Source organism: Clostridiales bacterium FE2011, from assembly GCA_017569305.1.
GTDB lineage: Bacteria > Bacillota > Clostridia > Christensenellales > Aristaeellaceae > Aristaeella.
Map to the genome: position 1 here is coordinate 781,708 of CP069418.1, position 24,348 is coordinate 806,055.

The 24,348-nt window shown below is 56.7% G+C and carries 21 protein-coding genes and 1 riboswitch; of the genes, 4 read left to right on the top strand and 17 right to left on the bottom strand.

Annotation, left to right across the window (positions count from 1 at the left end):
• Positions 1-40 precede the first annotated feature (40 nt).
• The 8 genes from JRC49_03795 to JRC49_03830 all read right to left on the bottom strand — a co-directional run bounded on the left by JRC49_03795 (position 41) and on the right by JRC49_03830 (position 8,612).
• On the bottom strand, positions 41-1,573 hold the full coding sequence (locus JRC49_03795) for an extracellular solute-binding protein (GenBank protein ID QTE71959.1): 1,533 nt from the start codon (positions 1,571-1,573) through the stop codon (positions 41-43).
• 69 nt (positions 1,574-1,642) lie between these two features.
• Positions 1,643-2,533, bottom strand: coding sequence for a carbohydrate ABC transporter permease (locus tag JRC49_03800; protein ID QTE71960.1), 891 nt, complete (start codon positions 2,531-2,533; stop codon positions 1,643-1,645).
• A 14-nt stretch (positions 2,534-2,547) separates the two neighbouring features.
• Positions 2,548-3,468 (bottom strand): sugar ABC transporter permease, encoded by a 921-nt coding sequence (locus JRC49_03805; GenBank protein ID QTE71961.1) that lies wholly within the window; start codon positions 3,466-3,468, stop codon positions 2,548-2,550.
• A 95-nt stretch (positions 3,469-3,563) separates the two neighbouring features.
• Positions 3,564-5,474, bottom strand: coding sequence for a helix-turn-helix transcriptional regulator (locus JRC49_03810; GenBank protein QTE71962.1), 1,911 nt, complete (start codon positions 5,472-5,474; stop codon positions 3,564-3,566).
• Positions 5,475-5,525: 51 nt separating this feature from the next.
• The gene (locus JRC49_03815; GenBank protein ID QTE71963.1) at positions 5,526-6,320 is read right to left on the bottom strand and encodes a hypothetical protein; all 795 of its coding nucleotides are present in this window, start codon (positions 6,318-6,320) and stop codon (positions 5,526-5,528) included.
• Complete coding sequence (locus JRC49_03820; GenBank protein QTE71964.1) at positions 6,317-7,087, bottom strand: amino acid ABC transporter ATP-binding protein; 771 nt, start codon at positions 7,085-7,087, stop codon at positions 6,317-6,319. The genes JRC49_03815 and JRC49_03820 overlap by 4 nt, the downstream gene beginning before the upstream one ends.
• Positions 7,087-7,734 carry an amino acid ABC transporter permease gene (locus tag JRC49_03825; GenBank protein ID QTE71965.1) on the bottom strand — a complete coding sequence of 216 codons (648 nt, stop codon included), beginning with the start codon at positions 7,732-7,734 and terminating at the stop codon, positions 7,087-7,089. The genes JRC49_03820 and JRC49_03825 overlap by 1 nt, the downstream gene beginning before the upstream one ends.
• Before the next feature lie 95 nt (positions 7,735-7,829).
• Positions 7,830-8,612, bottom strand: coding sequence for a transporter substrate-binding domain-containing protein (locus JRC49_03830; protein QTE71966.1), 783 nt, complete (start codon positions 8,610-8,612; stop codon positions 7,830-7,832).
• A gap of 198 nt (positions 8,613-8,810) precedes the next feature.
• Between JRC49_03830 and JRC49_03835 the strand changes: the two genes are divergently transcribed.
• The 4 genes from JRC49_03835 (at position 8,811) to JRC49_03850 (ending at position 14,329) form a co-directional block, all read left to right on the top strand.
• Complete coding sequence (locus JRC49_03835; GenBank protein QTE71967.1) at positions 8,811-10,103, top strand: NAD(P)/FAD-dependent oxidoreductase; 1,293 nt, start codon at positions 8,811-8,813, stop codon at positions 10,101-10,103.
• A gap of 158 nt (positions 10,104-10,261) precedes the next feature.
• Positions 10,262-11,263 (top strand): exonuclease domain-containing protein, encoded by a 1,002-nt coding sequence (locus tag JRC49_03840; protein QTE71968.1) that lies wholly within the window; start codon positions 10,262-10,264, stop codon positions 11,261-11,263.
• A gap of 96 nt (positions 11,264-11,359) precedes the next feature.
• Positions 11,360-13,006: a nucleoside kinase gene (locus JRC49_03845; GenBank protein ID QTE71969.1), complete on the top strand. Its 1,647-nt coding sequence runs from the start codon at positions 11,360-11,362 to the stop codon at positions 13,004-13,006.
• Positions 13,007-13,078: 72 nt separating this feature from the next.
• Positions 13,079-14,329, top strand: coding sequence for an endo-1,4-beta-xylanase (locus JRC49_03850; protein ID QTE71970.1), 1,251 nt, complete (start codon positions 13,079-13,081; stop codon positions 14,327-14,329).
• Positions 14,330-14,446: 117 nt separating this feature from the next.
• On the opposite strand, the gene JRC49_03855 is transcribed toward JRC49_03850, so the two are convergent.
• The 9 genes from JRC49_03855 to JRC49_03895 form a co-directional block, all read right to left on the bottom strand.
• Positions 14,447-16,225: an NFACT family protein gene (locus JRC49_03855; GenBank protein ID QTE71971.1), complete on the bottom strand. Its 1,779-nt coding sequence runs from the start codon at positions 16,223-16,225 to the stop codon at positions 14,447-14,449.
• Positions 16,226-16,369: 144 nt separating this feature from the next.
• Positions 16,370-16,963 (bottom strand): ECF transporter S component, encoded by a 594-nt coding sequence (locus tag JRC49_03860; GenBank protein QTE71972.1) that lies wholly within the window; start codon positions 16,961-16,963, stop codon positions 16,370-16,372.
• Positions 16,964-17,071: 108 nt separating this feature from the next.
• Positions 17,072-17,193: riboswitch (FMN riboswitch) on the bottom strand.
• 50 nt (positions 17,194-17,243) lie between these two features.
• Entirely contained in the window at positions 17,244-18,032 is a 789-nt protein-coding gene (locus tag JRC49_03865) for an esterase family protein (protein ID QTE71973.1), read from the bottom strand.
• 42 nt (positions 18,033-18,074) lie between these two features.
• The gene (locus JRC49_03870; GenBank protein ID QTE71974.1) at positions 18,075-18,992 is read right to left on the bottom strand and encodes a pseudouridine-5'-phosphate glycosidase; all 918 of its coding nucleotides are present in this window, start codon (positions 18,990-18,992) and stop codon (positions 18,075-18,077) included.
• A 15-nt stretch (positions 18,993-19,007) separates the two neighbouring features.
• A complete protein-coding gene (locus JRC49_03875; GenBank protein ID QTE71975.1) occupies positions 19,008-19,979 on the bottom strand; it encodes a carbohydrate kinase family protein in 972 nt (323 codons plus the stop codon).
• A 91-nt stretch (positions 19,980-20,070) separates the two neighbouring features.
• Entirely contained in the window at positions 20,071-21,651 is a 1,581-nt protein-coding gene (locus JRC49_03880) for a 2,3-bisphosphoglycerate-independent phosphoglycerate mutase (protein QTE71976.1), read from the bottom strand.
• Positions 21,652-21,851: 200 nt separating this feature from the next.
• Positions 21,852-22,886: a hypothetical protein gene (locus JRC49_03885; GenBank protein QTE71977.1), complete on the bottom strand. Its 1,035-nt coding sequence runs from the start codon at positions 22,884-22,886 to the stop codon at positions 21,852-21,854.
• A gap of 184 nt (positions 22,887-23,070) precedes the next feature.
• Positions 23,071-23,607: a 2-oxoacid:acceptor oxidoreductase family protein gene (locus tag JRC49_03890; protein QTE71978.1), complete on the bottom strand. Its 537-nt coding sequence runs from the start codon at positions 23,605-23,607 to the stop codon at positions 23,071-23,073.
• A 3-nt stretch (positions 23,608-23,610) separates the two neighbouring features.
• Positions 23,611-24,348, bottom strand: coding sequence for a 2-oxoglutarate oxidoreductase (locus JRC49_03895; GenBank protein ID QTE71979.1), 738 nt, complete (start codon positions 24,346-24,348; stop codon positions 23,611-23,613).

The following is a 24,348-nucleotide window of genomic DNA, read 5'->3' on the forward strand; positions in this document are numbered from 1 at the left end:
GGATCCGCAGACCCGTTCCCCAAAGTCAGGAGATTACCGTTTATTTCATGTAGCGGTCATAGGCAGCCTGATAGACAGCCAGCACGTCCGCCAGGCCCATACGTTCAACCTGAGCCACATACTCGTCAAACTTGTCCAGCGGTTCAACGCCCATGATGAACTTATCAATGGTCTCGTTCATATAGGTTTCGATTTCGGTGTACTTTTCATTGATGATACCCTGTTCATCATTGGTGAACGCCAGCGTCGGGAATGCGTCGCCGATATGGCCTTCCTGCTCGTAGATATCACGGATCCGGTTGACCTCGTCGCTGACGAAGGCACGCTCATAACGGGCGTCCTGCAGCAGGGTCAGCATGCTCTGGATACCGAAGGAACGGAGGGCGTCCTGGGGAGACAGGCCGTCGGGGTTGTTCATGATCAGGTCGGAATACTTGTAGTCGCCGTCCACAATGTTGAAGTGGGTGCCTTCTTCGCCGAAGTTCATCAGGATCATGCCTTCTTCGCTGTAGACGTAGTCCAGCAGCTTGAGGGCGGCCTTCTTCTGTTCTTCAGTCGCGCCGACAAAGATACCGGCGTTCCAGTCCTCATCCACGGTGATGGGCTGCAGCTGGTCACGGGTCTCGCTGATGCCGGTGGGGCCTTCCGGAGGAACGGCGCCGACGATGTTGATATCGGTTTCCACATCCTTGAACAGGTTGGCTACGTTGTCAATGTAGGCGCTCCAGTCATAGCTCATGAACACCTGGTTGTTGGTCCAGGCGCTGTACCACGCGGTCTTGTCGCGGGTCAGGTATTCCTGGTCGATCAGACCTTCCGCATAGCAGCGGTTCAGCCATTCAAGCGCGTCCTTCATCCGGGGATCGGTGGCGCCGAACTTCACCTGGCCGTCTTCCGCGAAGAAGGTCTCGGCGATGCCCCAGTTGTTGATGAAGGGGATCACGTTGCCGCGGTTGTTGCTGCCGTTCTTGCGCACCGCAAAGGGGATCTCATCCGCTTCGCCGTTGCCGTTGGGATCGCCTTCCTTGATGGCTTTGAACACGTTGTACAGGTCTTCCGTGGTCTTCGGGGTTTCCAGTCCCAGCTTGTCCAGCCAGTCCTGGCGCCAGAAGTAGAGCTTGCCGGCGGTGATGGCCGTCCGCTGTCCGATAAACCGCATGATGCCGTCCGCGTCGGAAACCTTGCGGCGGATCTCCGCGTCGCTGTAGACCTTCCACAGGTTCGGGGTGTCGGTCTCGTTGATCAGCTCATTCAGGGGAGTCCAGGCGTCCTTGTACAGCAGCAGGTCCTTCGCTTTGTACTGCACGATGGTGGGCAGGTCGCCGCCGGCCATCAGCAGGCCGTATTTCTCCGCCAGGTTCTCGGTGGGAGCGGAGATAATCTCAATCTTGATTCCCAGCTTTTCCTGCAGGACGTCAATGGTCCACAGGCCGTTGCGGAAAGGCATATTCTCACGGTCGGAACCCCAGATGGTGATCGTCACGGGTTCTTCCGCGGACGCGGCTGCCATAAAGGACAGCGGCAGCAGGGCAACTGCCAGGAGCAGCGCCAGGAGACGGGAAAAGTGTTTCATGATTCTTCCTCCTTCTGTGATTTGGTAATGCTATCAAAACCCCATCCTCCGGGGGTCAGACCAAAGTCATTACTCCTTCACGGAGCCTACCATAACGCCCTTGACAAAATACCGCTGCACAAAGGGATAGATGCACAGCATCGGCAGCATGGCCACCACGATCGTGGCATACTTGATTCCCTCCGCCATCACGTTTTCCGTACTGCTGGCATTCTCCACAATCTCGTTCAGCAGCACCACCTGGCGGAGAATAATCTGCAGCGGATTCAGTTCCTTGTTTGTTGTCAGGTACATCACCGCCGGGAAATAGCTGTTCCAGTGTCCTACGGCATAGAACATTCCGATGGTCATCAGGCTGGCCAGGCTCAGGGGCAATACAATCCGGAACAGCACGCCGAAATCCCGGCACCCGTCCAGCTCCGCCGCCTCCACCAGGCTCTCCGGAATCTGGCGGAAGAAGGTACGCATCAGGATCATGTTATAGGTACTCACTGCGCCTGGCAGCAGAATCGCCCAGATTGTATTCAGCAGTCCCAGGCCTTTGACCACCAGGAATGTGGGAATCATGCCTCCGCCGAAGAACATGGTGAAGGTGCACATCAGGGTCAGGAAGCGGCGTCCCACCATTTTCTTCTGGCTCAGCGCCCATGCGCCGAATACCGTCAGCACCAGGTTAATGGCCGTGCCCAGGAAAGTATAGATCAGGGTGTTTCTGTAGCTCTGCCACAGCATCGGATATACAAAAACTTTCTGATAGGCCTTCACATGTGCCCGCACAGGGATGAGGAAAACGTCTCCCCGGAGGATTGCCGTCTCCTCGGAAAAAGATGCCGCAATCACATAGATGGCAGGATACAGCATAATGGCACTGACCAGCAGCAGGACAATGGTATTGATGATCACAAAGGCCCTGCGGCCGGGGGATACCCGGATTCCGGTATGTCTGCGCGTAAGTTCCATACTCGTTCCTCCCCTCACCACAGACTCGTATCACTGTAACGGCGGCTGAGCCAGTTCGCAAAAATGACCATTCCAAAGCCAATCACGCTCTGGAACATACCCACAGCCGTGGCATAGCTGTACTCGCCGCCCTTGAGTCCGCGGCGGTACACATAGGTGCCGATCACATCGCTGGTTTCCTGGTTTGCGCTGTTCTGCAGAAGCAGGATGGTCTCATAGCCGGCGTCCAGCACGTGACCCAGCCGCATGATCAGCAGCACCACAATCGTCCCCGCGATTCCCGGCAGCGTGATGTGCCAGGTCTGGCGGAGATGTCCGCCTCCGTCCACCCGGCAGGCTTCATACAGGTCACCGTTGATTCCGCTGATGGCCGCCAGGAAGATGATGGAGTTCCAGCCGATGTTCTTCCACAGGTTCATGATTGTATAGATCGTGCGGAAGGATTCCGGCTGGGTCATAAAATATTTCCGTTCCCCGCCCAGTGCGGCAATCAGGTTGTTGACGATGCCGCTGGAGGGAGACAGGAACTGCACCACCATACTGGCCAGCACAACGCTGGAAATGAAGTACGGCATATAGGTGATGGTCTGTACCGTCTTCTTGAACCGGCGTTGCTGAACCTCATTCAGCAGCAGTGCCAGGATGATCGCCGCCGGGAAATTGAAGACCAGGTCGTACAGATTGATCAGCAGCGTGTTGCGCAGCAGTCTCCATAAATAGATGGAATTGAAAAACTGTTTGAAGTATTTGATGCCCACCCACGGACTTCTGTCAAATCCAAGGAACGCATTGTAATCCTTAAATGCAATGGACAGGCCCAGCATAGGCCCGTAGCGGAATATGACGTAATATAAAAAGACAGGCAAAAACATCAAATACAGGTATCTGGATGCCCAGATCCTGCGCCAGAGCCGCGCGCCGCGGGATGTATGCATGAGGTCCACCTCCGTTGGTTTGAAGGTAGCATGAAAACACGCCCGCAGGCTATCTGCCATTCTGTGAAACTGGCTTCAGATTTGCTGAAAAGCGATCATCCATTCTGCGAATGCATCGCCTGATTTGACACTCTGTACTGTCCCGGCGTAACGCCCGTGGCCTTTTTAAACGTGCGGATCAGCGTATTCTGGTTCTCTATTCCGACTCTTTCACCGATTTCCCGCAGCGTCAGATCCGTTTCCTTCAGCAGTCGTTTTGTCTCTGCCATCCGGATATCTGTCAGGTATTTCAGGAAACTGGTCTCCCCCACCTTCCGGAATACAAGACCGATGTAGCTGGGCGACATGCCCAGGGCTTCCCCTGCACTGTCCAGGGAGATTTCATGCATGTATTCCTTCCGGATGTATTCAGTCAGCCGCGCGTAATGCTTCTCTTCCCGGCTTTCCTCGCCGCTGCGCAGGTCGATCATCGCATCCACAAGCGATTCTGCCGCTCGTTCTTTTTCGCGGATTCCGCCCAGGCCGATGGCACAGGGGCACTCCCCGAACACCTGTTCACGGCAGACTTGCAGCCATTGCCCGACCGACGCGGTTTCGGACGGCTCTCCGTTCAGGTTGAACAGGATCAGGATCAGTCCGTCCGTCCGTCTGGCACACCAGACCCGCAGCAATCCCAGGTCGGATTCTGCTGCCAGGGTTTCAATACGATCCGCCGTATTTGCTCCCGTCCGTGCTTCCAGTCGTTCCAGGTCCCGCGGCGCTGTTTCAGCCACGGCAATCCGCACCAGCCCATAGGGCAGTTCCACACCGACCTTGGCCAGCGTTTCGCCAGCGTCTCCCTTCAGGCGGCCTTCCATCCAGTCGTTCAGCAGCCGGTTCTTCAGCAGCCGGTTCACTTCCCGGTTGGAAAGCGTCAGTTCATGGTTTTCCGCCGAAATCAGGTGGATGGCGTCGTCCAGCATCTTATATTCATTTCCCCGGTTGTCATCCGGCAAGCTGCGGCACAGTTGCCGGACGTTACCCAGCAGTCTCTCCAGCGGCGCATACAGGCGCCTGGAGGCAAGCACAGCCGCCACAAGGCCGATCGCCATGCAAATGCCCATCACCAGCATCACCACATCCCGCAGGCGCAGGCTGGGTTTCAGCAGTTCACTGTAAGGAATGACAGCGGTACAGTTCAGCCCCTCAGCGGCCGTTTCCATGCTCAGCACACCGTATTCGCTGCCGTTATAGCGAATCCGGTTTTGTTTTTCCTGTACATACTGCCGGCTGATTGCGGCGCTGTCTTCTGTGTCCGTCGGGATCACCGGGATGCCTTCCCCGTCCGTCAGCAGCAGCGTCCCGGCGTCGCTTTCCGGCAGGCAGGCATACAGCCTGTCCGCATTCAGCTGGAAGAAAGCATAGCTTTTCCCGGCCTGTGCGTTCAGCGGCAGGCTGCTGACAAAGACCAGCACCGGTTCCTTGCTCAGGATCCGGCTGACCGTCCCGTTCCCCGCATAGCGGCCCAGCGCCACCGTGCCCGGTACGGAACGCTCTCCGATCATCTTCTCCAGTGTAATGCCGTCGATCCGGCTGTAATAGTCTGCCGCCCGATAGCTGCTCTCCCCGGTAATAATGATGTCCATGCCTTCCGCGTAAATACCGATATCCGCCATGGTGTTGCTGAAGGCCTTCATCTGCTGCAGTTTTTCAATGATGCCCCGTTTGGTCAGGATATCCTTCGGTGTTTCCTCCATCAGGTGCAGGTACTTCTGCACGCTGCTGTCATTGCTGATCTGCCAGGAGAAAGACTTCACCTGCTCAATCTCCCGGTTCACCGCTGCCACGGTACTGCGGAGCAGCGCCTCCTGTTGCTGCCAGGTATCCCGGATCACCTGGTCCGAAGTCCGGTCATAGATAATCCATCCCGTCAGCGAGGTCGTCAGCAGCGTAAAGAGCAAAAGCAAAACAACCATCTGCAGCTGAACCCTGCGATGGCGTGTTTTGTTTTCCGCTCTGTGTATCATGGGCTGAACCTTCTGTCTTTTTTTGTGATGAGAAGAGTATAACACAATCCCTTACGGGATCTCAATGACTGTTTCTGTATTTAGTCTGACCTGTCCGGTGATCTGTACAGAGAGGATCCGTCCGTCCTCCGCCTCCGCGCTGACGCCGATCACGCCGCCCGGCTGCTTCACCTGCGTAATCTGCAATCCGTTTCCTGTCCGCAGTGCTTCCGCCGCGCCGACAGCTGCGCTGCCGCTGCCGCAGCCGTTTTCCCAGACCAGGCTTCCGCTGCCCCGCACGTATACCAGCGGGCACATGTACTGTGTATCCCGGTTCCATTGCAAAAGGCCGACAGCCTCGTCCGGCAGTGTATCAGCCGCTTCCTTAAGCAGCTTCTCCGCGGCTTCCTTTTCCAGGGGATTGCCCTCCCGGATCAGGTGAACGATGCCGTCCATCCGGACCAGTGTAAAGGACATGCCTGCGATATTTGCCTCCCGGATCTCCTTCACCGGAGGCATTTCCACCGTGCCCTCAAAAGCCTCCCCTGTCCTGCGGATTCGGCAGTTCACCGGTTCGGGCGCTCCGGACACCTGTATCAGGAAAGACATTTCGCTGCCTGCTGCCAGTTCATCCCGGACCAGCCAGGCTCCGGCCGCCATGGCCGCGTTGCCGCAGAATTCACCGCCCATCAGGCGGATGGCCGCCACAGCACCCGGCAGCGAAGGCTTCTCCAGGTATGCCACCTGCTCGCATTCCTTCAGCAGTTCCCGGGTCAGGTTTTTTTCGTCCCCGTGATCCGCCGGATCCAGTACCAGGCAGGTGATATTGCCTGTCGGGTCCAGCCTTACATACCGGTATGTTTTCATTTCTCCTGCAGTCTCCTCAGGAACTGAATCGTCCGCTCATGGGTCGGATTGTCAATCACGTCCCGCGGATCTCCCTGTTCCACAATCACGCCGCCGTTCATGAACACCACCCAGTCTGAAACGTCCCGGGCAAAGCTCATTTCATGGGTCACAATGACCATGGTCATCTTCTTCTCCGCCAGCTTCCGGATCACCTTCAGGATTTCACCCGTCAGTTCCGGATCCAGGGCGGAAGTCGGCTCGTCAAAGAACAGGATCTTCGGGTTCATGGCTAGCGCCCGGGCAATGGAAACCCGCTGCTGCTGTCCGCCGGACAGCTGATAGGGATAGGCGTCCGCCTTGTCTGAAAGGCCCATCTGCTCCAGCAGGGCCATGGCCTCTTCCCGGACTTCCTTTTCCTGCCGCTTCTGCACCAGCATCGGTGCTTCCATCACGTTTTTCAGCACGGAATAGTGCGGGAAAAGATTGAAGTTCTGGAACACCAGGCCGAACATGCCCCGGATCTTCTGCAGCTCAGCCGGCGCCGCGTAAACCGCTTTTCCGTTTACGTCCCGCGCGGCATAGTTGCCCAGGTAGATCAGGTCGCCGCCGTCCATGGTTTCCAGGAGCGTGGCACAGCGCAGCAGCGTGGATTTTCCGCTGCCGCTGGGGCCGATGATGGACAGCACCTGTCCCTCTTCCACTGATATGCTCAGGTCCGTCAGCACCTCCGTGCTGCCGAACTGTTTCCTGCAATGATTAATCTCAAGAAGCTTGCTCATCGTCATCACCTGTAATAACTCAGTTTCTTCTCAAACCGTCCCATGACCCAGCCCACGATTGCGTTGAACAGGAAATAGAACACACCTGCGATCACAAAGGGCATGAAACTGGTCTGGGAATTCGCGATCTGCTTGCCGATGGTGAACATCTCCTGATAGGCCACGGTAAACGCCATGGAGGTGTCCTTCACCAGGGTTACAATCTCGTTGGTCACCGAGGGCAGGATCCGCTTGATCACCTGTGGCAGGATAATCCTGATGAAGCACTGGAATTTCGTGTATCCCAGCACCTCCGCCGCTTCATACTGGCCCAGGCTCATGGACTCAATGCCGCCGCGGTAGATCTCCGCGAAGTATGCCGCATAGTTCAGGGAAAAGGCAATCACCACCGGGATCAGCTTTTCCCGGGAAACGTTGATCCCGAAAAGGTAGTAAGGGCCATAGGTCACTGCCAGCAGCTGCAGCATCAGCGGTGTTCCGCGAAGCACGGAAATGTATACCTTCATGATGGAGGAAACCACCTTGTTCCTGCTCATGCGCAGCAGGGACACAATCAGTCCCAGCGGCAGCGAAAAAAGGAGCGTCAGGAAGAAGATTGCACAGGTTCTTCCCAGGCCCTCGCTCATCTTGGTGATCATCGTCAGGATCGTCATGATTCGGAAGCTCCTTCAATGTGAAATCGCAGGGGCCTGTTACCGGGCCCCTGCGTGATCAGACTTCTGTCATCTCCCGCGCCGCGGGAAAAAACTTACTTGTTCAGCAGGCACAGCACGTTCTCATCCAGGCCGTACTTCTGGGCCAGGCTCAGGTAAGTGCCGTCTTCCACCAGCTTCATGATGGCGTCTTCGAACTTCTTGCACAGCTCATCGTCTCCGTTGCGGAAGCAGATGCCGTACTGTTCGCTGCCCAGGTTGGTGTCCAGGATCACGAAGCCGTTGAAGCGGCTGGCCAGGTTCTGGGCCACGGGCAAGTCGATCACAACCGCGTCCACGCCGCCGGCGTCCAGCTCGGTGCCGCAGATGTTGAAGTTCTCCATGGTCACGGGAGCGCCGCCTTCAAAGGTCTGAGCCAGCTCCAGCTGTCCTTCCGGATCGGCCAGCAGGGCTTCGCCGGAGGTGCCCAGCTGCACAGCCACACGCTTTCCGGCCAGGTCTTCCACGGTGCTGATTCCGTTGCCTTCCTTGGTCAGCACAACCTGGGTGTTGTCATAGTAGGGGAAGGACAGCACATATCCGGCTTCCTTCATGGTGTCCAGGATCGTCATGCCGGACCAGACGCAGTCGTGTTCCTTGTTGTCCAGGGAGATCAGCTTGGTATCCCAGTTGATCGGAACAATCACCTGTTCCAGGCCGAGAATATCGCAGGCTGCCTTGCACATTTCAACGTCAAAGCCGGCGTAGCTGCCGTCATCGTCCAGATAGCTGAAAGGCGGGTATTCCGCGTCGATGCCCATTTTGAATTCGTCCGCCAGGGCAGCGGAAGCGCCGAGAACCAGACACAGGGCCAGGGCAAGAGCAAGCAGTTTCTTCATTGGTGTTTTCCTCCTCAGAATCATTGGATAAGGATCCGTTTTCCGGATCACATCAGTACATTATCACTTTATCGAGCTAAAGTCAAGCTCTTTTTCCTGCTTTTCTTGCATATTTTCCGCTTTTCCCGTATACTTTCACAGGAGCTGCGGAAAGCTTTTCCGCCGTTTCCGCCGTACTGATTCGGAGGGAGAATTTCCATGGCTGAAATACTGGTCATCGGTGGCGGCGCAGCCGGCATGATGGCTGCTGTGTTTGCCGCCAAAGCAGGGGCAAATGTGACCCTGCTCGAAAAGAACGAAAAACTCGGAAAGAAAGTCTATATCACCGGCAAAGGCCGCTGCAACCTGACCAACGACTGCGACCTGGACGAGTTCCTGTCCCAGGTTTCCCGCAATCCGCGGTTTCTTTACAGCGCGCTGAGTTTTTTTTCGTCCCGGGATATGATATCCCTGATGGAGGAAAACGGCTGCCCTGTCACCGTGCAGCGCGGAAAGCGGGTCTTCCCTGCTTCTGAAAAAGCCAGTGATGTCACAAAAGCCCTGGCCGGCCTGCTCCGGAAGCTGAATGTCCGGATCCGCCTGAATGCCGATGTCCGCAGTCTCAGAACGGAAAACGGCAGGATCTCAGGCGCGGTGCTGGCGGACGAAACCTTTCTTCCCGCTGACGCGGTCATTCTGGCCTGCGGCGGCCTGAGCTATCCCTCCACCGGTTCCACCGGCGACGGATTCCGCTTTGCCGAAGCGCTGGGACACACCGTAGTCCTCGCCTCCCCTGTCCTTGTCGGTCTGGAGACAGAAGAAACCTGGCCGAAGGAACTCCAGGGGCTCAGCCTCCGGAATGTCACGCTGAATCTGACTTCCGGCAAAAAAACGCTTTATTCCGAACTGGGAGAAATGCTTTTCACCCACTTCGGGATCTCCGGCCCTCTGGCGCTGGAAGCCAGCTGCCACCTGCCGGATCCTGCCAAAGGCGCCCGCCTGTCCATTGACCTGAAGCCGGGTCTCACCCGGGAACAGCTGGATGCCCGTCTTCGCCGGGACTTTTCAGAAGCCGGTAAAAAGCAGCTGAAGAGCGTCCTGCCGGGCCTGCTGCCCGCCAGCCTTGCGGAAATCTTCCCCAGGCTCTGCGGGATCTCCCCGGTTCTACCCTGCAACCAGATCACTGCTGCCCAGCGGGAAACCCTGCTCACCACGCTCAAAGCCCTGCCGCTGACCGTAAAGGCTCCCCGGCCCATTGCCGAAGCCATCGTCACCCGCGGCGGTGTAAGCGTGAAGGAAATCGAGCCCGGCACCATGCGCAGCAAACTGATCCCCAACCTGTACTTCGCCGGCGAAATGATCGACGTCGACGCCCATACAGGAGGATTTAACTTACAGATTGCCTGGAGTACAGGCGCTCTCGCAGGAGCGTCTGCAGGACAGGCAATCAGCTTGGGGAGCGAAGGAAGCGGTGACCCTGTGAGTCATTTGACGCAGTCAAAAGCGACCTGAACGAGTCAATCGAAACGAGCAGAGAACCGAAGCGCCCTCGCAAGGTTCACTGCGACGATTGAGATTGCGGACTACAGGCGCCCTGGCAGGGGCTTCATCCATTAATTCTGAATTTAATTCTTGCATTCTTCATTTTTAATTTGGGGTTGTGAAACCATATGACCTACATCATCCTTGACCTTGAATGGAACCAGCCCATCTCCTATCAGAGCCGCACCTACCGTGAAGTCGGTGACAAGCTGATTTTCGAGATGATCCAGATCGGCGCAGTGAAACTGGACGCTGACCTGAACCCCGCTGACTCCATTTCCATCCCGATCGCGCCGACCCACTATCTCCGGATCCATCCCCGCATCCGCCGGATGACCGGCCTGGATTCGGAAACCCTGGCCGGAGCGCCTGCGTTCCGGGAAGCGCTGGAGCAGTTCACCTCCTGGTGCGGTGAGGACTATACCCTGCTCACCTGGGGAATTGACGACGTCAGCGTCCTGTATCAGAACATTCATTTCTTCCACTGCGAAGATATTCCGCTGCCGCCCCTGTGCGACATCCAGCAGCTCTTCAGCCAGGAGCATAAGCTGAAGGACCGTGCCGGCCTGAAAGCCGCCATGGAGCTGATGAATATTGAGCCGGATGAAAACATGGCTTTCCATAACGCGCTGAACGACGCCTGGTATACGGCACTGGTATTCCGTACCCTGCCCGATCCCTCCGCTGTGCTGAATTATGCCCGCCAGCCGAAGGAACTGATCCACGGCCGGCGTTCCGTCCGTGAAAAGACTCCCGGCGAAATCTTCGATTCTGTCCGGGAAGCATTGGCAAGCGAGTCTGCGATTCATCCTACCTGCCCGCGCTGCGGAAGGGTTCTGGCCCTCGATGGCGAATATATTAAACAGAGCGCTGATAAGTACATTGCCATTGCCAAGTGTAAAAACCATGGCCGGATCCTGATCCGCCTGCATTTCCGTATTGATGACGATGGCAAAAAGATCATGACCCGTGCCACCGCCCCGGCCACCCATGCCAATGTGGCCTATGTGCATACCAAGCAGCTTCAGATGCAGCAGCGCCTGGAAAAATACCTGGCGGAGCATGGCTCCCTGCCCGATCCGGATGAGGAACTGCTGAACGCGGACGTATCCAGCATGCCCTTCGATTAATCCGATATAAAAGCATACAACCCGTCAACGATAATAAGGATGATACAGATCATAATGTAAGCAAACCCGACAAATTGTTGATAGGAGGGTTACTATATGATTATCCGTTCCATGAACAAAGAAAAAGAATTCCCGGAAGGCACTACAGTCGCTGCGTGCCTGAAAGCGCTGGACGCTTTTCCCGTGGGTACGCTTGCCGCCCAGTCCGGCGGCGTGGTCTGCGAGCTGAATGACGAGCTCCGCCAGGACTGTACGCTGATCCCCCTGACCCTGGAAAATGAGGAAGGGCGCCGGATCTATGAGCGTTCCCTGCGTTTTGTGATGCTGCTGGCGCTCCGCCACCTCTATCCCTACCAGCGGGTCAGGATTGAGTACTCCGTCGGCTACGGCGTGTTTGTCCGTCTCCCCGGAGTGGACCTGCACCGCCAGGATATCGTCCGGATCGAAAATGAAATGCACCGGCTGACAGACCTGGATCTCGTTTTTGAAAAGAAACGGTGGACAAAGGATGATGCCATCCGCTACTTCGAAGAGGAGCAGCAGGAGGATAAAGTTTCCCTGCTGAAACATCGTCCCGCTCCCTATTTCAATATGTACTGCATTGACGGCATGTGGGAGTATTTCTACGGTGCCATGACCGTTTCCACCGGTTACGTAAAAGTCTTCACCATGTTTGAGCTCCGCGGCGGTTTCGTGCTGCAGCTCCCGGCCGGTTCTGACTTTGAACACGCGGCGCCCTATATCTACCGTCCGAAGCACCTGGAAGTTTTCAGCCAGAGTGCGGAATGGTGCGAGATCCTGGGGGTCACCAACGTCTCGGACCTGTCCCGGATGATTGAGGAAAAGAAGCTGCGGAATTTCATCCGTGTCAATGAAGCGCTTCATGAATCCGCCATCAACGATATCGCCCGGAAGATCCATGAGCAGAACAAGCACATCGTTCTGGTCGCCGGTCCCTCTTCCAGCGGCAAGACCACCTTCTCCGGCCGTCTCGGCGTACACCTGCAGATGTACGGCCATGCCTGCCGCCGCATCTCCATGGATGACTTCTTTGTCAACCGGGATGATATGCCCCTGCAGCTGGACGGCACCAAGGATTATGACTCCATCGACGCGCTGGACCTGAAGCTCCTCTCCGATACCCTGACCGGGCTGCTGAACGGCGAGGAAGTCTTCATGCCTAACTTCGATTTTGCATCCGGCGTCAAGGATTACCTGACGCCGCCCACCGCCCTCGCTCCCGGCGAAATCATCATCATGGAAGGCATCCACGGCCTGAATCCGCTGGTTTGCGATATGCTCCCCGCGGACGAGATCTACCGGGTCTTCGCCAGCGCCCTGACCTGCCTGAACCTGGATGACCACAACCGGATCCGCACCACAGACGTCCGTCTGCTGCGCCGTATTGTCCGGGACAACCAGTTCCGCGGCTATCCGCCGGAAACCACGCTGGAGATCTGGCCCCGGGTTCGCCGTGCAGAGGAAAAATACATCTTCACCTATCAGGAGAATGCGGACAGCATGTTCAACACCGCGCTCCATTATGAGCTGCCGATCCTGAAGCTGTATGCCTTCAAGCTGCTCATGGAGGTGCCTTCCGATTCCCCGAACTACCTGCTCTCCCGCCGGCTGATCAAGGCCCTGAACTACCTGCCGGATGTGGATGAAGAAGTCCTGAACGAGATTCCGCCGCTTTCCCTGCTGCGTGAATTCATCGGCGGCTGCACCATGGAGGAGGTCTGATATCAGCTGCGCTGATATCAGACACTATTTCACTCTTCACTCTACACTCTTCACTAAAGGAGACTCTTTCTCATGAAACGCTTTCTGTCCCTCCTTCTTGTCCTCCTGGTTTGCCTTCTTCCCCTGTCCGTCTTCGCTGAGGAAGCCGGAACTGTTTCGGAAGATTATGATCCCATGTGGGAACTGGCTGAACCTTATGGGTTCAAGTTCGGCGGTGCTTTCAGCTATGATGATATGAGGAACCAGGTATTTATGGATTTCCTGGCCCGCCATTTCAACTCCCTGACCTGCTGCAATGAGACCAAGGCCTATTCACTGCTGGATGAATGGGCGTCTAAATCCGCCAAGGACGGCATGCCCTGCATGAGCTACTCCCGGGCGGATGCCATGATCTCCTGGGCCCAGAAAAACAACATCCGCATCCGGGGCCATGTGCTTGTCTGGGACGCTTATATGACCCAGTGGTTTTTCCATGAAGACTATGACATGAGCAAGCCTATCGCTGATAAGGAAACGATGCGTGCCCGCCTTGCCTGTTATATTGAACGGGTCATCAATCATTTTGAAAAGAAGTTTCCCGGCGTCATCTACTGCTGGGACGTCGTCAATGAAGCCATCGGCGACAACGGCGGCGAATACAGCGTCACAGACCTGCGGCGTCTGCGTACCAAGCGGAACGGCGATAAAAACTGTTTCCTGGAATATGTCGGGGACGACTATGTTGAGTATGCCTTCCTCTGCGCCCGAAACGCCGTGGATAATCTCGGCGCGGATATCAAACTGTTCTACAACGACTATAACCTGTTCTTTTCTGCGAAGCGCAAAGCGGCCTGCGCGCTGGTAAAAAGCATTCAGTCCTATGCGAAGGATGAGGACGGCAATCCCCGTTCCCTGATCGACGGCATTGGCATGCAGGGTTATATGGGCGGCTATGGAGAACAGAAAGGCTGTCTGGAGCCCTCCATTATCACCGATGTGAAGGAATCCATCGAAACCTATGCCGCTCTGGGCATGGATGTTCAGCTGACAGAAATGGCCGTTCGCAACTTCGACAAAACCAAGGTTGCGGAGCACGACGCGTTCTATTCCAGGCTGTTCAGTGATGTTTTCATGAAAGCCAACACAGAGGAAAGCAGTCCCCTGACCGCCGTCTGTATCTGGGGTCTGGTGGACGCGCCCGCAGCCATGAAAGGCAATTACGTCTATAATCTGAACAGCCCCTACGGCTGCCTGCTCACCACCAGGTATAAAATCAAGACCTGCTTCGACGCCGTCTACCACACCCTGAAAGGCGACGTTTCCTCAATTCCATCGGATTTATAATTTCCCAAACAATAGAAAACAATGCTGAACGTCCCGCCGGAACAATCCAGCGGGACGTTTTACACTATAAATTATTTTTCAGTTTTAAGTTTTCAGTTTTCATTATTCATTGGAAGATCAGGCTTCCACAAGCCTGATCTTCCTAATCTCCTCTTCTTCCGGCGTCATATACGCGGTTTTCTGGTGCGTATAGATCACCTTCCCGGGCGCTGCCCCGGAAGGCTTTTTAACATACTTCCGCAGGGTATAGTCCACCGGCACCAGCGAGCTCCGCTGTCCCTTGCTGTACCAGGCTGCCAGCATTGCCGCCTGCTTCATTGTTGCCAGGGGAACCTCTCCCTCGTGGCAGATCACCACGTGGCTTCCCGGCATATCCTTGGCATGCAGCCAGGTGTTTTCGCCCTTTGCGCCGAGGGTAATCCGGTCGTTCTGGGCAGCGTTCTTGCCTACCAGGATTTCAATTCCGTCCGCGGAAACATAGCGGTACGGTTTGCTGCCGGGCAGCTGGCGCTGCTGGCGGCGATTGGTGTTCTTTTTCATGTAGCCGGTGCGTACCAGCTCCTGGCGGATCTCCTCCAGCTCACTTTCGCCGACGCACTTGTCCACGTCCAGCAGCATGCCCTCCAGGTAGTCCGTTTCCTCCAGGGTCTTGTCCCGCTGCTGCGCGGCGATTTCCATGGCAGAACGGGCTTTCTGGTATTTCTTGAAGTATTTCTGGGCGTTCTGGCTGGGCGTCAGACGGATATCCAGCGGTATCGTCAACGTTCCCCCGTCCGGATCATTCCAGTCGGGCAGTTCCGCCTCCGTCATGCCTTTTTTCAGCTGATAGAGATTGGCGTTGATTGCCTCTCCCATCCGGCGGTATTCATCCATCCGCTCCGCGGAAGAAAGCTCTTCCAGCTGGATCGCCAGCTTCCGCTGGCAGCGCTCCAGCTGGCTTTTCAGCATCCGGATCATGGTGGCACTCTTCTGGTTCAGCCGTTCTCGGGCGTCCCGTGTGCCGAAATATACCTCCAGTGCCTCGCTCAGCGTTTTGCAGGACCGCTGCAGGTCCGTCGGCCTGGACAGATAGGCAAAGGGGAAAACGTCTTCCGCCTCTCCGTTGTCCTTCATCAGTACCCGGGCGTCCGCCATGGACGGCATTTTCTTCAGGAAAGCTGCCAGGCGTTCACAGGCATTCTTCAGGTCTGCCGGCTGTTCCTCCCCGGGCTGCAGCACACGGCAGGCCAGTTCCTCCGCCGACGCGCGGCTGAGGCCTGTGATGGTATCCGCCAGCGCACGGCTCAGCCGGGCGTCCGGCATCGCACTCAGGCGTTCATACAGTGCTTCTTCTGTCAGTGTCTCCGGATTCAGCTTATCCTGGGAAGGTGGCGGAAGATATGTCATCCCAGGCTGGATCTGCCGTACACGGCTCATTTCCGGGTTCACGTGGCGGGTCGCTTCCAGGATCCGGTCATTCTCGTCCAGCAGGAGCAGGTTGGAATGCCGTCCCATAATCTCCAGCACAAGGCGCCGGAGCACATGATCCCCCAGCTCATTGACCGCGTCCATATCCACATAGACGATCCGGTCTCCCTCAACCTGCCTGATTTCCGTAATCCGCGCGCCGGAAATCTGCTTGCGCATCAGCATGCACATCGCCGGCGGTTCAAGCGGATTGGAATAATTGTTCATCGTCAGATGGCAGCGGGCATTGTTCGGCGAGGCGCACAGAAGAAGCCGGTGATTCGCGCCTCCCGCACGTATCACCAGCACAACTGTATCGCGCTCCGGCTGGGTGATCTTGTCAATCCGCCCGTCCCGGAGGATTTCATTCAGTTCCCTGGCGGCAAATCCCACCGTCAGTCCGTCCATCGGCATATGCTTGTCTTTCCCCTCTCCGGTCTCAAATACCATCCGGCATCGACCGTGAATTGGTGCTCCCGTAAACCGGGTTATTCGGATTATACCATGTATACCCGGAAAAAGCATGAAAAAAATGGGCCGGGAGGGATTTCTCCCTGCCCGGTCCTGTAGGATGAGGATAAGGATAAAGCTTCATTAACGAACCTTCGCGTGAAGGATCGGGGACAGCGGCTTGTAGATCAGGCCGGCCACCACGCTCAGCACCACACCCTTCAGCAGGTTGAAGGGACCGGTGATCATGAGCAGCAGCTTCCACTCGCTGTCAACGCCTGCCACATTGGCAAACCGCAGGATACCGTCCATATCCATGTGGAAAGCGCCCATGTAGAAAGGCAGCATGATATACTTGTTCGCCAGCACGCCGGCAATCACCATGCACAGAGTGCCGACAGCCATACCGATGATCGCGCTCTTCCGGGTCTTGTTCTGCTGGTAGATCAGCGCGGCGGGAAGCACCAGTGCGGCGCCCATGATGAAGTCCGCCAGTTCGCCGATGCCGGCGCTGGAGGAAGACAGCAGGCCGATCAGGCTCTTGAGCGCCAGGATCATCATGCCCGGAATGGGGCCCATGGAGAACGCGCCCAGCAGAACCGGGATGTTGGACAGATCCAGTTTATAGAAGGCAACGATCGGGATCTGGATCAGGAACAGGATGGATGCGGCCGCCGCCAGAATGGCGACGCGGGTCATCACGCCGACGGAGAAACGGGTCTTTGTTGTGCTAACCATGGCTGAAAGCCCTCCTTCAAATGAGCGCGCCCCCTCAAAGCAACTTCTCGGTTTGCTTCAAGGGGGCGGAGAGCTAAAAGCGCGCGCACGCGCATATATGACTCTGTTTCCGTTCTTCTCTCATCCAGACTTTACTGTCGGCTCCGGAATTGGACCGGATCGGCTGAGCAGATGCTCAGTTCGCGGGCTTTACCGCCGGTAGGGAATTTCACCCATCCCCGAAGAAGCTTTAAGTGGTACGCAATGTACGGGTACATTATAGGGACTTCTTTCCCGTTCGTCAATCCCTTTCTGTATCTTCTCTTGCGTAAATCAGTTCGATGAACGCCTTGATCTGCTGGTCCCAGAATCCCCATTCATGGACGGCGTCCGGTTCCTCATGGCTCATCACAGTCCAGCCGTTCTTTCTCAGGTTCGGAACAAACGCCTTGTGCTGATCAAAGAGGAAGTCCTTCGTGCCGCAGCTGACGTACAGCCAGGGCTTATGCGCGGCCTTTGCATTCTTCTCCGTCAGGTAGAAGAGGTCGTACTCCGAGCCTTTGATCTGCTTCTGCTCACCGAATACCCGGTCAATCTCGGTACCCAGATGCCGCTGATAGAAGATCGTTTCCAGGTCCACCGCGCCGCTGAAGGAAGCCGCGCCGGCGAAGTGCTCCGGATAGGTCAGGGCGAGCCTCATGGCACCGTATCCGCCCATGCTCAGGCCGGCCACATAGGTATCTTCCGGTTTGCTGCTCAGGCGGAAGAATCGGTGCATCGTCCTCGGCAGCTCGTCGCTCACATAGTCCCAGTATTTTTCCCCGTAGACCTCGTTGCAGTAAAAGCTGTGATTGACCGCCGGCATAATCACCGCCAGGTTATGGTTCGCCGCGTACCGTTCCACGGAAGTCCGCCGCATCCAGATCGAATGATCATCGCTGTATCCGTGCAGCAGGTACAGCACTTTCGGCGGGCGTTCATCCTTGGACGAACCCATCCCAATGCCCTGGTTGACCTCAGGCAGGATCACATTCACAGTGGATGCCACATTCAGTGCTGCGGAGAAAAACTGAACCTGTATAAATGCCATGGAACCTCTCCCCTTTCGGTTCTGATACCGGAATGACCTTTATTATTCGCACAGGGCCTTTGCGATCTTTGCGCCGAGCCTTGCGTTGTTGAAAACCAGCTGGATGTTCGCTTTCAGGGAATCGCCGCCGGTCAGCTTCTGGATCTTGTCCAGCAGGTATGGCGTAGTCTGTTTCCCGTGAATGCCCAGCTTTTCACATTCGGCAATCGCTTCGTCAATGTTTTTGTTGATGTAATCCGGATCCATGGAGTACTCCTCCGGAATCGGATTGGTCACCAGCATACCGCCCTGCAGGCCGCAGTCCAGCTTCACCTTGAAGGCGTCCGCCACTTCCTTGGGGGTATCCAGGCGGTAGTCAACCTTAAAGCCGGAGGAACGGGTATAGAATGCGGGCAGTTCTTCCGTACCGTAACCGATCACCGGCACGCCGTGTGTCTCCAGGTATTCCAGGGTCAGTCCCAGGTCCAGGATGCTCTTGGCGCCCGCGCAGATCACCATCACCGGAGTCTGTGCCAGTTCTTCCAGATCAGCGGAAATATCCATGGTGGTTTCCGCGCCGCGGTGCACACCGCCGATACCGCCGGTGGCGAATACCCGGATGCCCGCCAGGGCCGCGCCGATCATGGTGGTGGTCACAGTGGTCGCACCGTCCTCGCCGCGCATCAGCAGCACCGGCAGGTCGCGGCGGCTGGCCTTGGTAACCGCCAGGCCCTTCTTGCCCAGGTATTCAATCTGTTCCGGGGTGCAGCCCACGGTAATCTTTCCCTGGATGATGGCAATGGTCGCCGGTACGGCGCCGTTCTCCCGGATGATCTTCTCCACGTTCAGCGCTGTCTCCACATTCTGGGGATAAGGCATACCGTGGGAGATAATGGTGGATTCAAGGGCCACAACAGGCTTGTTGGCCGCCAGTGCTTCCTGCACTTCAGGAGATACGGAAAGATATTTGCTCAGATTCATAACGAATGCTCCTTTTCACATTGAAAGACCCAGTTTCAGATCAATTGCTTTATTACTTAATTTCGGGCTGACTGCCGCGGAATCCTCCGCGCAGATGGCGGAAGCCGCCAGCGCCCGGTCCGCTGCCTGCATGGTGTTCAGGCCGCTCAGATAGGCGTCAGCCGCTGCCGCCACAAAGGCGTCGCCGCATCCGGAGGAATTCACCACCGGTCCCGGAATACAGGGAAGCAGTACGCCGCCCTCCCGGGCGTCATCCGCCCAGACGCCTTTTCCGCCCAGGGAAATATAAACCCGCTGAACCCCCAGCCTGTGCAGCGCGTCCGCCGCCTTCGGCAGGTCCGCGTCTCCGCCGATGGTCATTCCCGTCAGCAATTCCGCTTCCGGCACATTGGGTTTCAGCAGCGTCAGGCGGGAAAGCAGCGGCTTCAGGCGTGCTGCCTTGGATACGGACACCGGGTCCGCCGCCATCGGTACAGTAATATGTTTCGCGAGCCAGGCCAGTGTTTCCTCCGGCAGGTTCGCGTCCGCGATCACCATACTTCCGTGGTTCAGCACCGGCAGCAGGGGCTCCAGCTTGTCCGGCGTCAGCTTGTCGCAGATGGACATGTCCGATACAGCCACGTTCAGGTCGCCGTCCTGGCCGTTGATGCACAGGTAGGCTGAGGTGTTTTCCCGGGGCTCCGTAAAGCTGTACTGCAGGTCAATGCCGGCCTTCAGGCAGTGTTCCCGGATCATTTCCGCATAGGGATCCTCCCCCATGATGGTAATCAGGGAAACCTTTCTTCCCAGCAGGCACAGGTTTTCTGCGATGTTCCTGCCCACGCCGCCGGGAGTCAGGGTAATCCGCCCGGGATTGGAATCTCCCTCGCGCAGCGGATTCGTTGGTGTCCCGGCCAGGTCCATGTTAACCGCGCCGATTACAAATACCGGAGCTTCGGTCCGCAGCCGGGCCTGGCGGTCAAATACCGGTCCTTCCCTGCGAGGCACAGGGGATGTATACAGGTTCACCGGATTCACTCCCAATCATTTCTTTTCTGACAGAATGACAGCCGGGCAATCGGCCCGGCTGTCCGTGTTTTTATTTCAGCATGGACTTTTCCCAGCAGTCGTAAGGCTTCAGTCCCAGAAGCTCTACCACCGTGGGAGCAACGTTCGCCAGACCGAAGGGGCTCTCCATGTCCATCTCGTGCCGTTCATCCGCGTCATGGATGATGAAGGGGACGGGCCGCAGGCTGTGGGCCGTACGGACGGAAACAACGCCCTTCTTGTTCTTCTCCAGCATCTGGTCGCTGTTGCCGTGGTCGGCAGTCACCACCAGGATGCAGCCGTGCTCATCGCAGGCCTTCTGGATCCGGGTCAGGCAGAGATCAACGGTCTCCACCGCGATTTCCGTGGCATACAGGTTGCCGGTGTGGCCGACCATGTCGCCGTTGGGGAAGTTGCAGCGGATGAAGCCGTACTTGCCGCTCTCGATGGCTTCGATCACCAGGTCGGTGATCTCGGTGCCCTTCATCCAGGGGCACTCATCAAAGGAGCGCACGTCGGAGGGCACTTCCTGCCAGGTCTCCAGCTCTTCGCTGAACTTCTCACTGCGGTTGCCGTTCCAGAAGTAGGTCACATGGCCGTATTTCTGGGTTTCGGAGCAGGCATATTCGTTGATGCCGTTCTCCACCAGCAGCTCGGTCAGCGTGTGGCGGATCTGCGGCGGGTTCACCAGGTACTTGTGGGGGATGTGCAGGTCGCCGTCATACTCCAGCATGCCGGCATACAGCACCTTGGGCATCACGCCCCGGTCAAACTTGTCGAAGGAAGCGTCACCGTCAAAGGCCATGGAAAGCTCCAGCGCGCGGTCGCCGCGGAAGTTGAACAGGATCACGCTGTCGCCGTCCTTCATGGCGCCCACGGGCTGTCCGTTCTCGGCAATCACAAATCCGGGCAGGTCCTGGTCGATCACGCCGGGCTGTTCCGCACGGTAAGTTTCGATGGCTTCCTTGGCGGAGGCAAAGGCACGACCTTCACCGTGCACATGGATGTTCCATCCCTTTTCCACCATGCTCCAGTTGGCCTGGTAGCGGTCCATGGTGATCTGCATACGGCCGCCGCCGGAAGCGATGCATACATCAAAGGAAGCATCCTTCAGCTCGGCAATGGTGTTCTCCAGCTGATCCACATATTCCAGGGCGGAAGTGGCGGGAACGTCACGGCCGTCCAGCAGGATATGTACCCGGACCTTGCTGACGCCTTCAGCCTTGGCTTCCTTCAGCATGGCCAGCAGGTGGCCGATGTTGCTGTGTACGTTGCCGTCGCTCAGCAGGCCGATAAAGTGCAGCGCACCGCCGGAAGTCTTGACTCCGGCAACCAGTTCCTTCCAGGTATCGGAAGCATAGATGCTGCCGCTTTCAATGGATTCGTTGACCAGTTTGGCACCCTGGGAGTAGACCTGGCCGCAGCCCAGTGCGTTGTGGCCGACTTCGCTGTTGCCCATGTCGTCGTCTGAGGGAAGACCAACGGCGGTACCGTGGGCCTTGATGGTCCGGAAAGGATCATTGGCTTTCAGCGCGTCCAGGGTAGGAGTCGTGGCCTGCATGACCATGTTTCCCAGCGCTTCGGAAGATTCACCCACACCGTCCATAACAACCAGTACAACGGGCTTTTTCATATCGGAATTTCCTCCTGTAACAGATATTAGGAATCCCTTTCCGGACAAGCCGGAGCGGGAATAGTCTAACCCTATAAACGATACAGGAAACCGGCCAAAAAGTCAATGTTGAAGCATGGCCAATATACGTTTTGTACCATGGACGGAAGTCCATTTCCACAGCGTCCCTGCATTGTCCGGATCAGGTAATAAACCGTCTTTTATTTCTTAGTCGGCAGCGGTTCGTCAAAGGGAATCCACTGATGGTTCTTAAAGCACCAGATATAATGCTTATAGCGGGGATGATCCCGCCATCCGTCCACCGTCGCGGCGTGGGAAGGATAGAAATAAGATTCGGTATCGGGATGCTTTTCCCGGAAGCGGCCGATCTGTTCCTCCGGCAGCTTGCGCATCATATTCGCCCAGAAACGTTCCAGCGTCTGGATGTCATCCAGCGGAGAAAGATCAGTCACGGGGCACCAGGTAATATTCAGGTCCAGCAGTTCCGTGCAGTTGGCCAGGGCGGACAGGTCGCTGAAGGAATTCTTGAACAGTTCCGCATATTTCAGGTGCTTCAGCTGTCCGATGGGCGTAATATCGGTCACCTCGTTGTCCGCAATAATCAGCAGTTCCAGCTCAGGCACATACTGCAGGAAGTCCAGGGTGGTCACGTTATTATGCCCGATATCCAGTGCCTTCAGGTTGGGGCAGTATTTCAGTAGCTCCAGGTTGGCGGAATTCAGTTCCTTTCCGGAGCCGATCCTGTTCATTGTTGAGTAAACGGTCGCTTTGGAGGAGACGTAATGTCCCTTGCCCAGGTTGATTTTCCAGTCAAAATGGATGTCAGGATACTCCTCGATCAGCGGAATCATATCCTTGTTGGACGGATTTGCCTTGTTGGAGTTATCGACGCTTTTCAGCTTGGGGCAGAGCTGGACGATAGCCCGCAGCTCATCAATGGTCACCCCTGCGTCCTTGGGCTTCAGGTCAAGATCCTCCACGTCATCGGAGAATGTGACTTTGCCCCAGGCTGTCGTGAAATGGAAAACGGAGTTTTCCGGCATCACGTTCTTGATTTTCAGCAGGTCCGTGGGCTTGAACTTGTTCTTTTCCAGCGTCAGCTCAGCCGGCTGGTTGGCGGTAACATATTCAATCGCGGATTTCACTGAAGAAAAGGACTTTGTTTCAGCAAAACACTGCGTCGAAATCAGGCACAGTGCCGCAAGAACCGTGCACAGGATAAAACGCTTGATCATATGCATACTGTTTTCTTCCCCTCTGACAGTTTTCTTCTTCGGAGCCGGCAGAACCTTGCTGTTTACGGATTGCGAAGTTCCCGGACAAAAAGAGATTTTCTCATACTTCCCACCCGTTGTCAATGCGGGCGGAAACGCAAAGCAGCCCGCTGCATACTGCTGCGGGCTGCTTTCATTACAAGGGTTATTTAACGGCTTCGGCGCCTTTTTCCATGGCCTGCCGGTTGATGGGCAGCAGGTGTTCCTTTTTCGGGCCGAAGGTTGCCTTCAGGGCTTCCATGGCGGAGTCGATGCTCACTACGCCGGTCTTCTCCAGGATCGCGCCAAGCATAACCATGTTGGCGGTCCGGCTGTTGCCGAGCTGTTCAGCAATGCCGTTGCAGTCCACGGGAATCGCGGTGATATCGTCCCGGTCGGGGGTGATATCGATCAGGGAGGAGTTGTACAGCATGATGCCGCCCTTCTCCATGGCGGGAGTGAACTTGATCATGCTGGGCTTGTTCATAATCACGGCGATCGGGATTTCCGTCACCAGCGGGGAACCGATGGGTTCATCGGAGATTACCACGGCGCAGTTGGCTTCACCGCCGCGCATTTCCGGGCCGTAGGAAGGCATCCAGGAAACGTTCATCCCCTCGTGCATGGCCGCCTTGGCCAGCAGCTGGCCGATCAGCAGCACGCCCTGTCCGCCGAAACCTGCAATCAGAAATTGAGCTTCCATGAATCACTCAACCTCCTTTTTCACACCCAGCGGGTACTGGGGAATCATGTTGGTTTCCACCCATTTCAGCGCCTCCTGGGGCGTCATTCCCCAGTTGGTGGGGCAGGCGGACAGCACTTCCACCAGGGAGAAGCCCTTGCCGGCAATCTGCATTTCGAATGCCTTTTTGATGGACTTCTTGGCTTCCATGATGTGCTTCACGTCATGCACGGATACGCGGGAGATGTAGGCGGGGCCGTCCAGGGTCGCCAGCATTTCGCTGACCCGGATGGGATAGCCGCACAGCTTGGGATCCCGGCCGTAGGGAGAGGTAGTGGTCACCTGGCCCGGCAGGGTGGTGGGCGCCATCTGGCCGCCGGTCATGCCGTAAATGGCATTGTTAACAAAGATTACGGTGATGTTCTCGCCGCGGGTCGCAGCGTGGGTGATTTCCGCCGCGCCGATGGAGGCAAGGTCGCCGTCTCCCTGATAGGTAAACACGATGTTGTTCGGGTTGACCCGCTTGCAGCCGGTGGCCACAGCCGGAGCACGACCGTGAGCGGCTTCCATCATGTCACAGTTGAAATAGTCATAGGCAAACACGGCGCAGCCAACCGGCGCGATACCGATGGTCTTTCCCTGGATGCCCAGTTCGTCGATGGCTTCCGCCACCAGGCGATGGATGATACCGTGGGTGCAGCCGGGGCAATAATGCAGCGGCTTGTCGGTCAGCAGCTTTGTTTTTTCATACACAACAGCCAT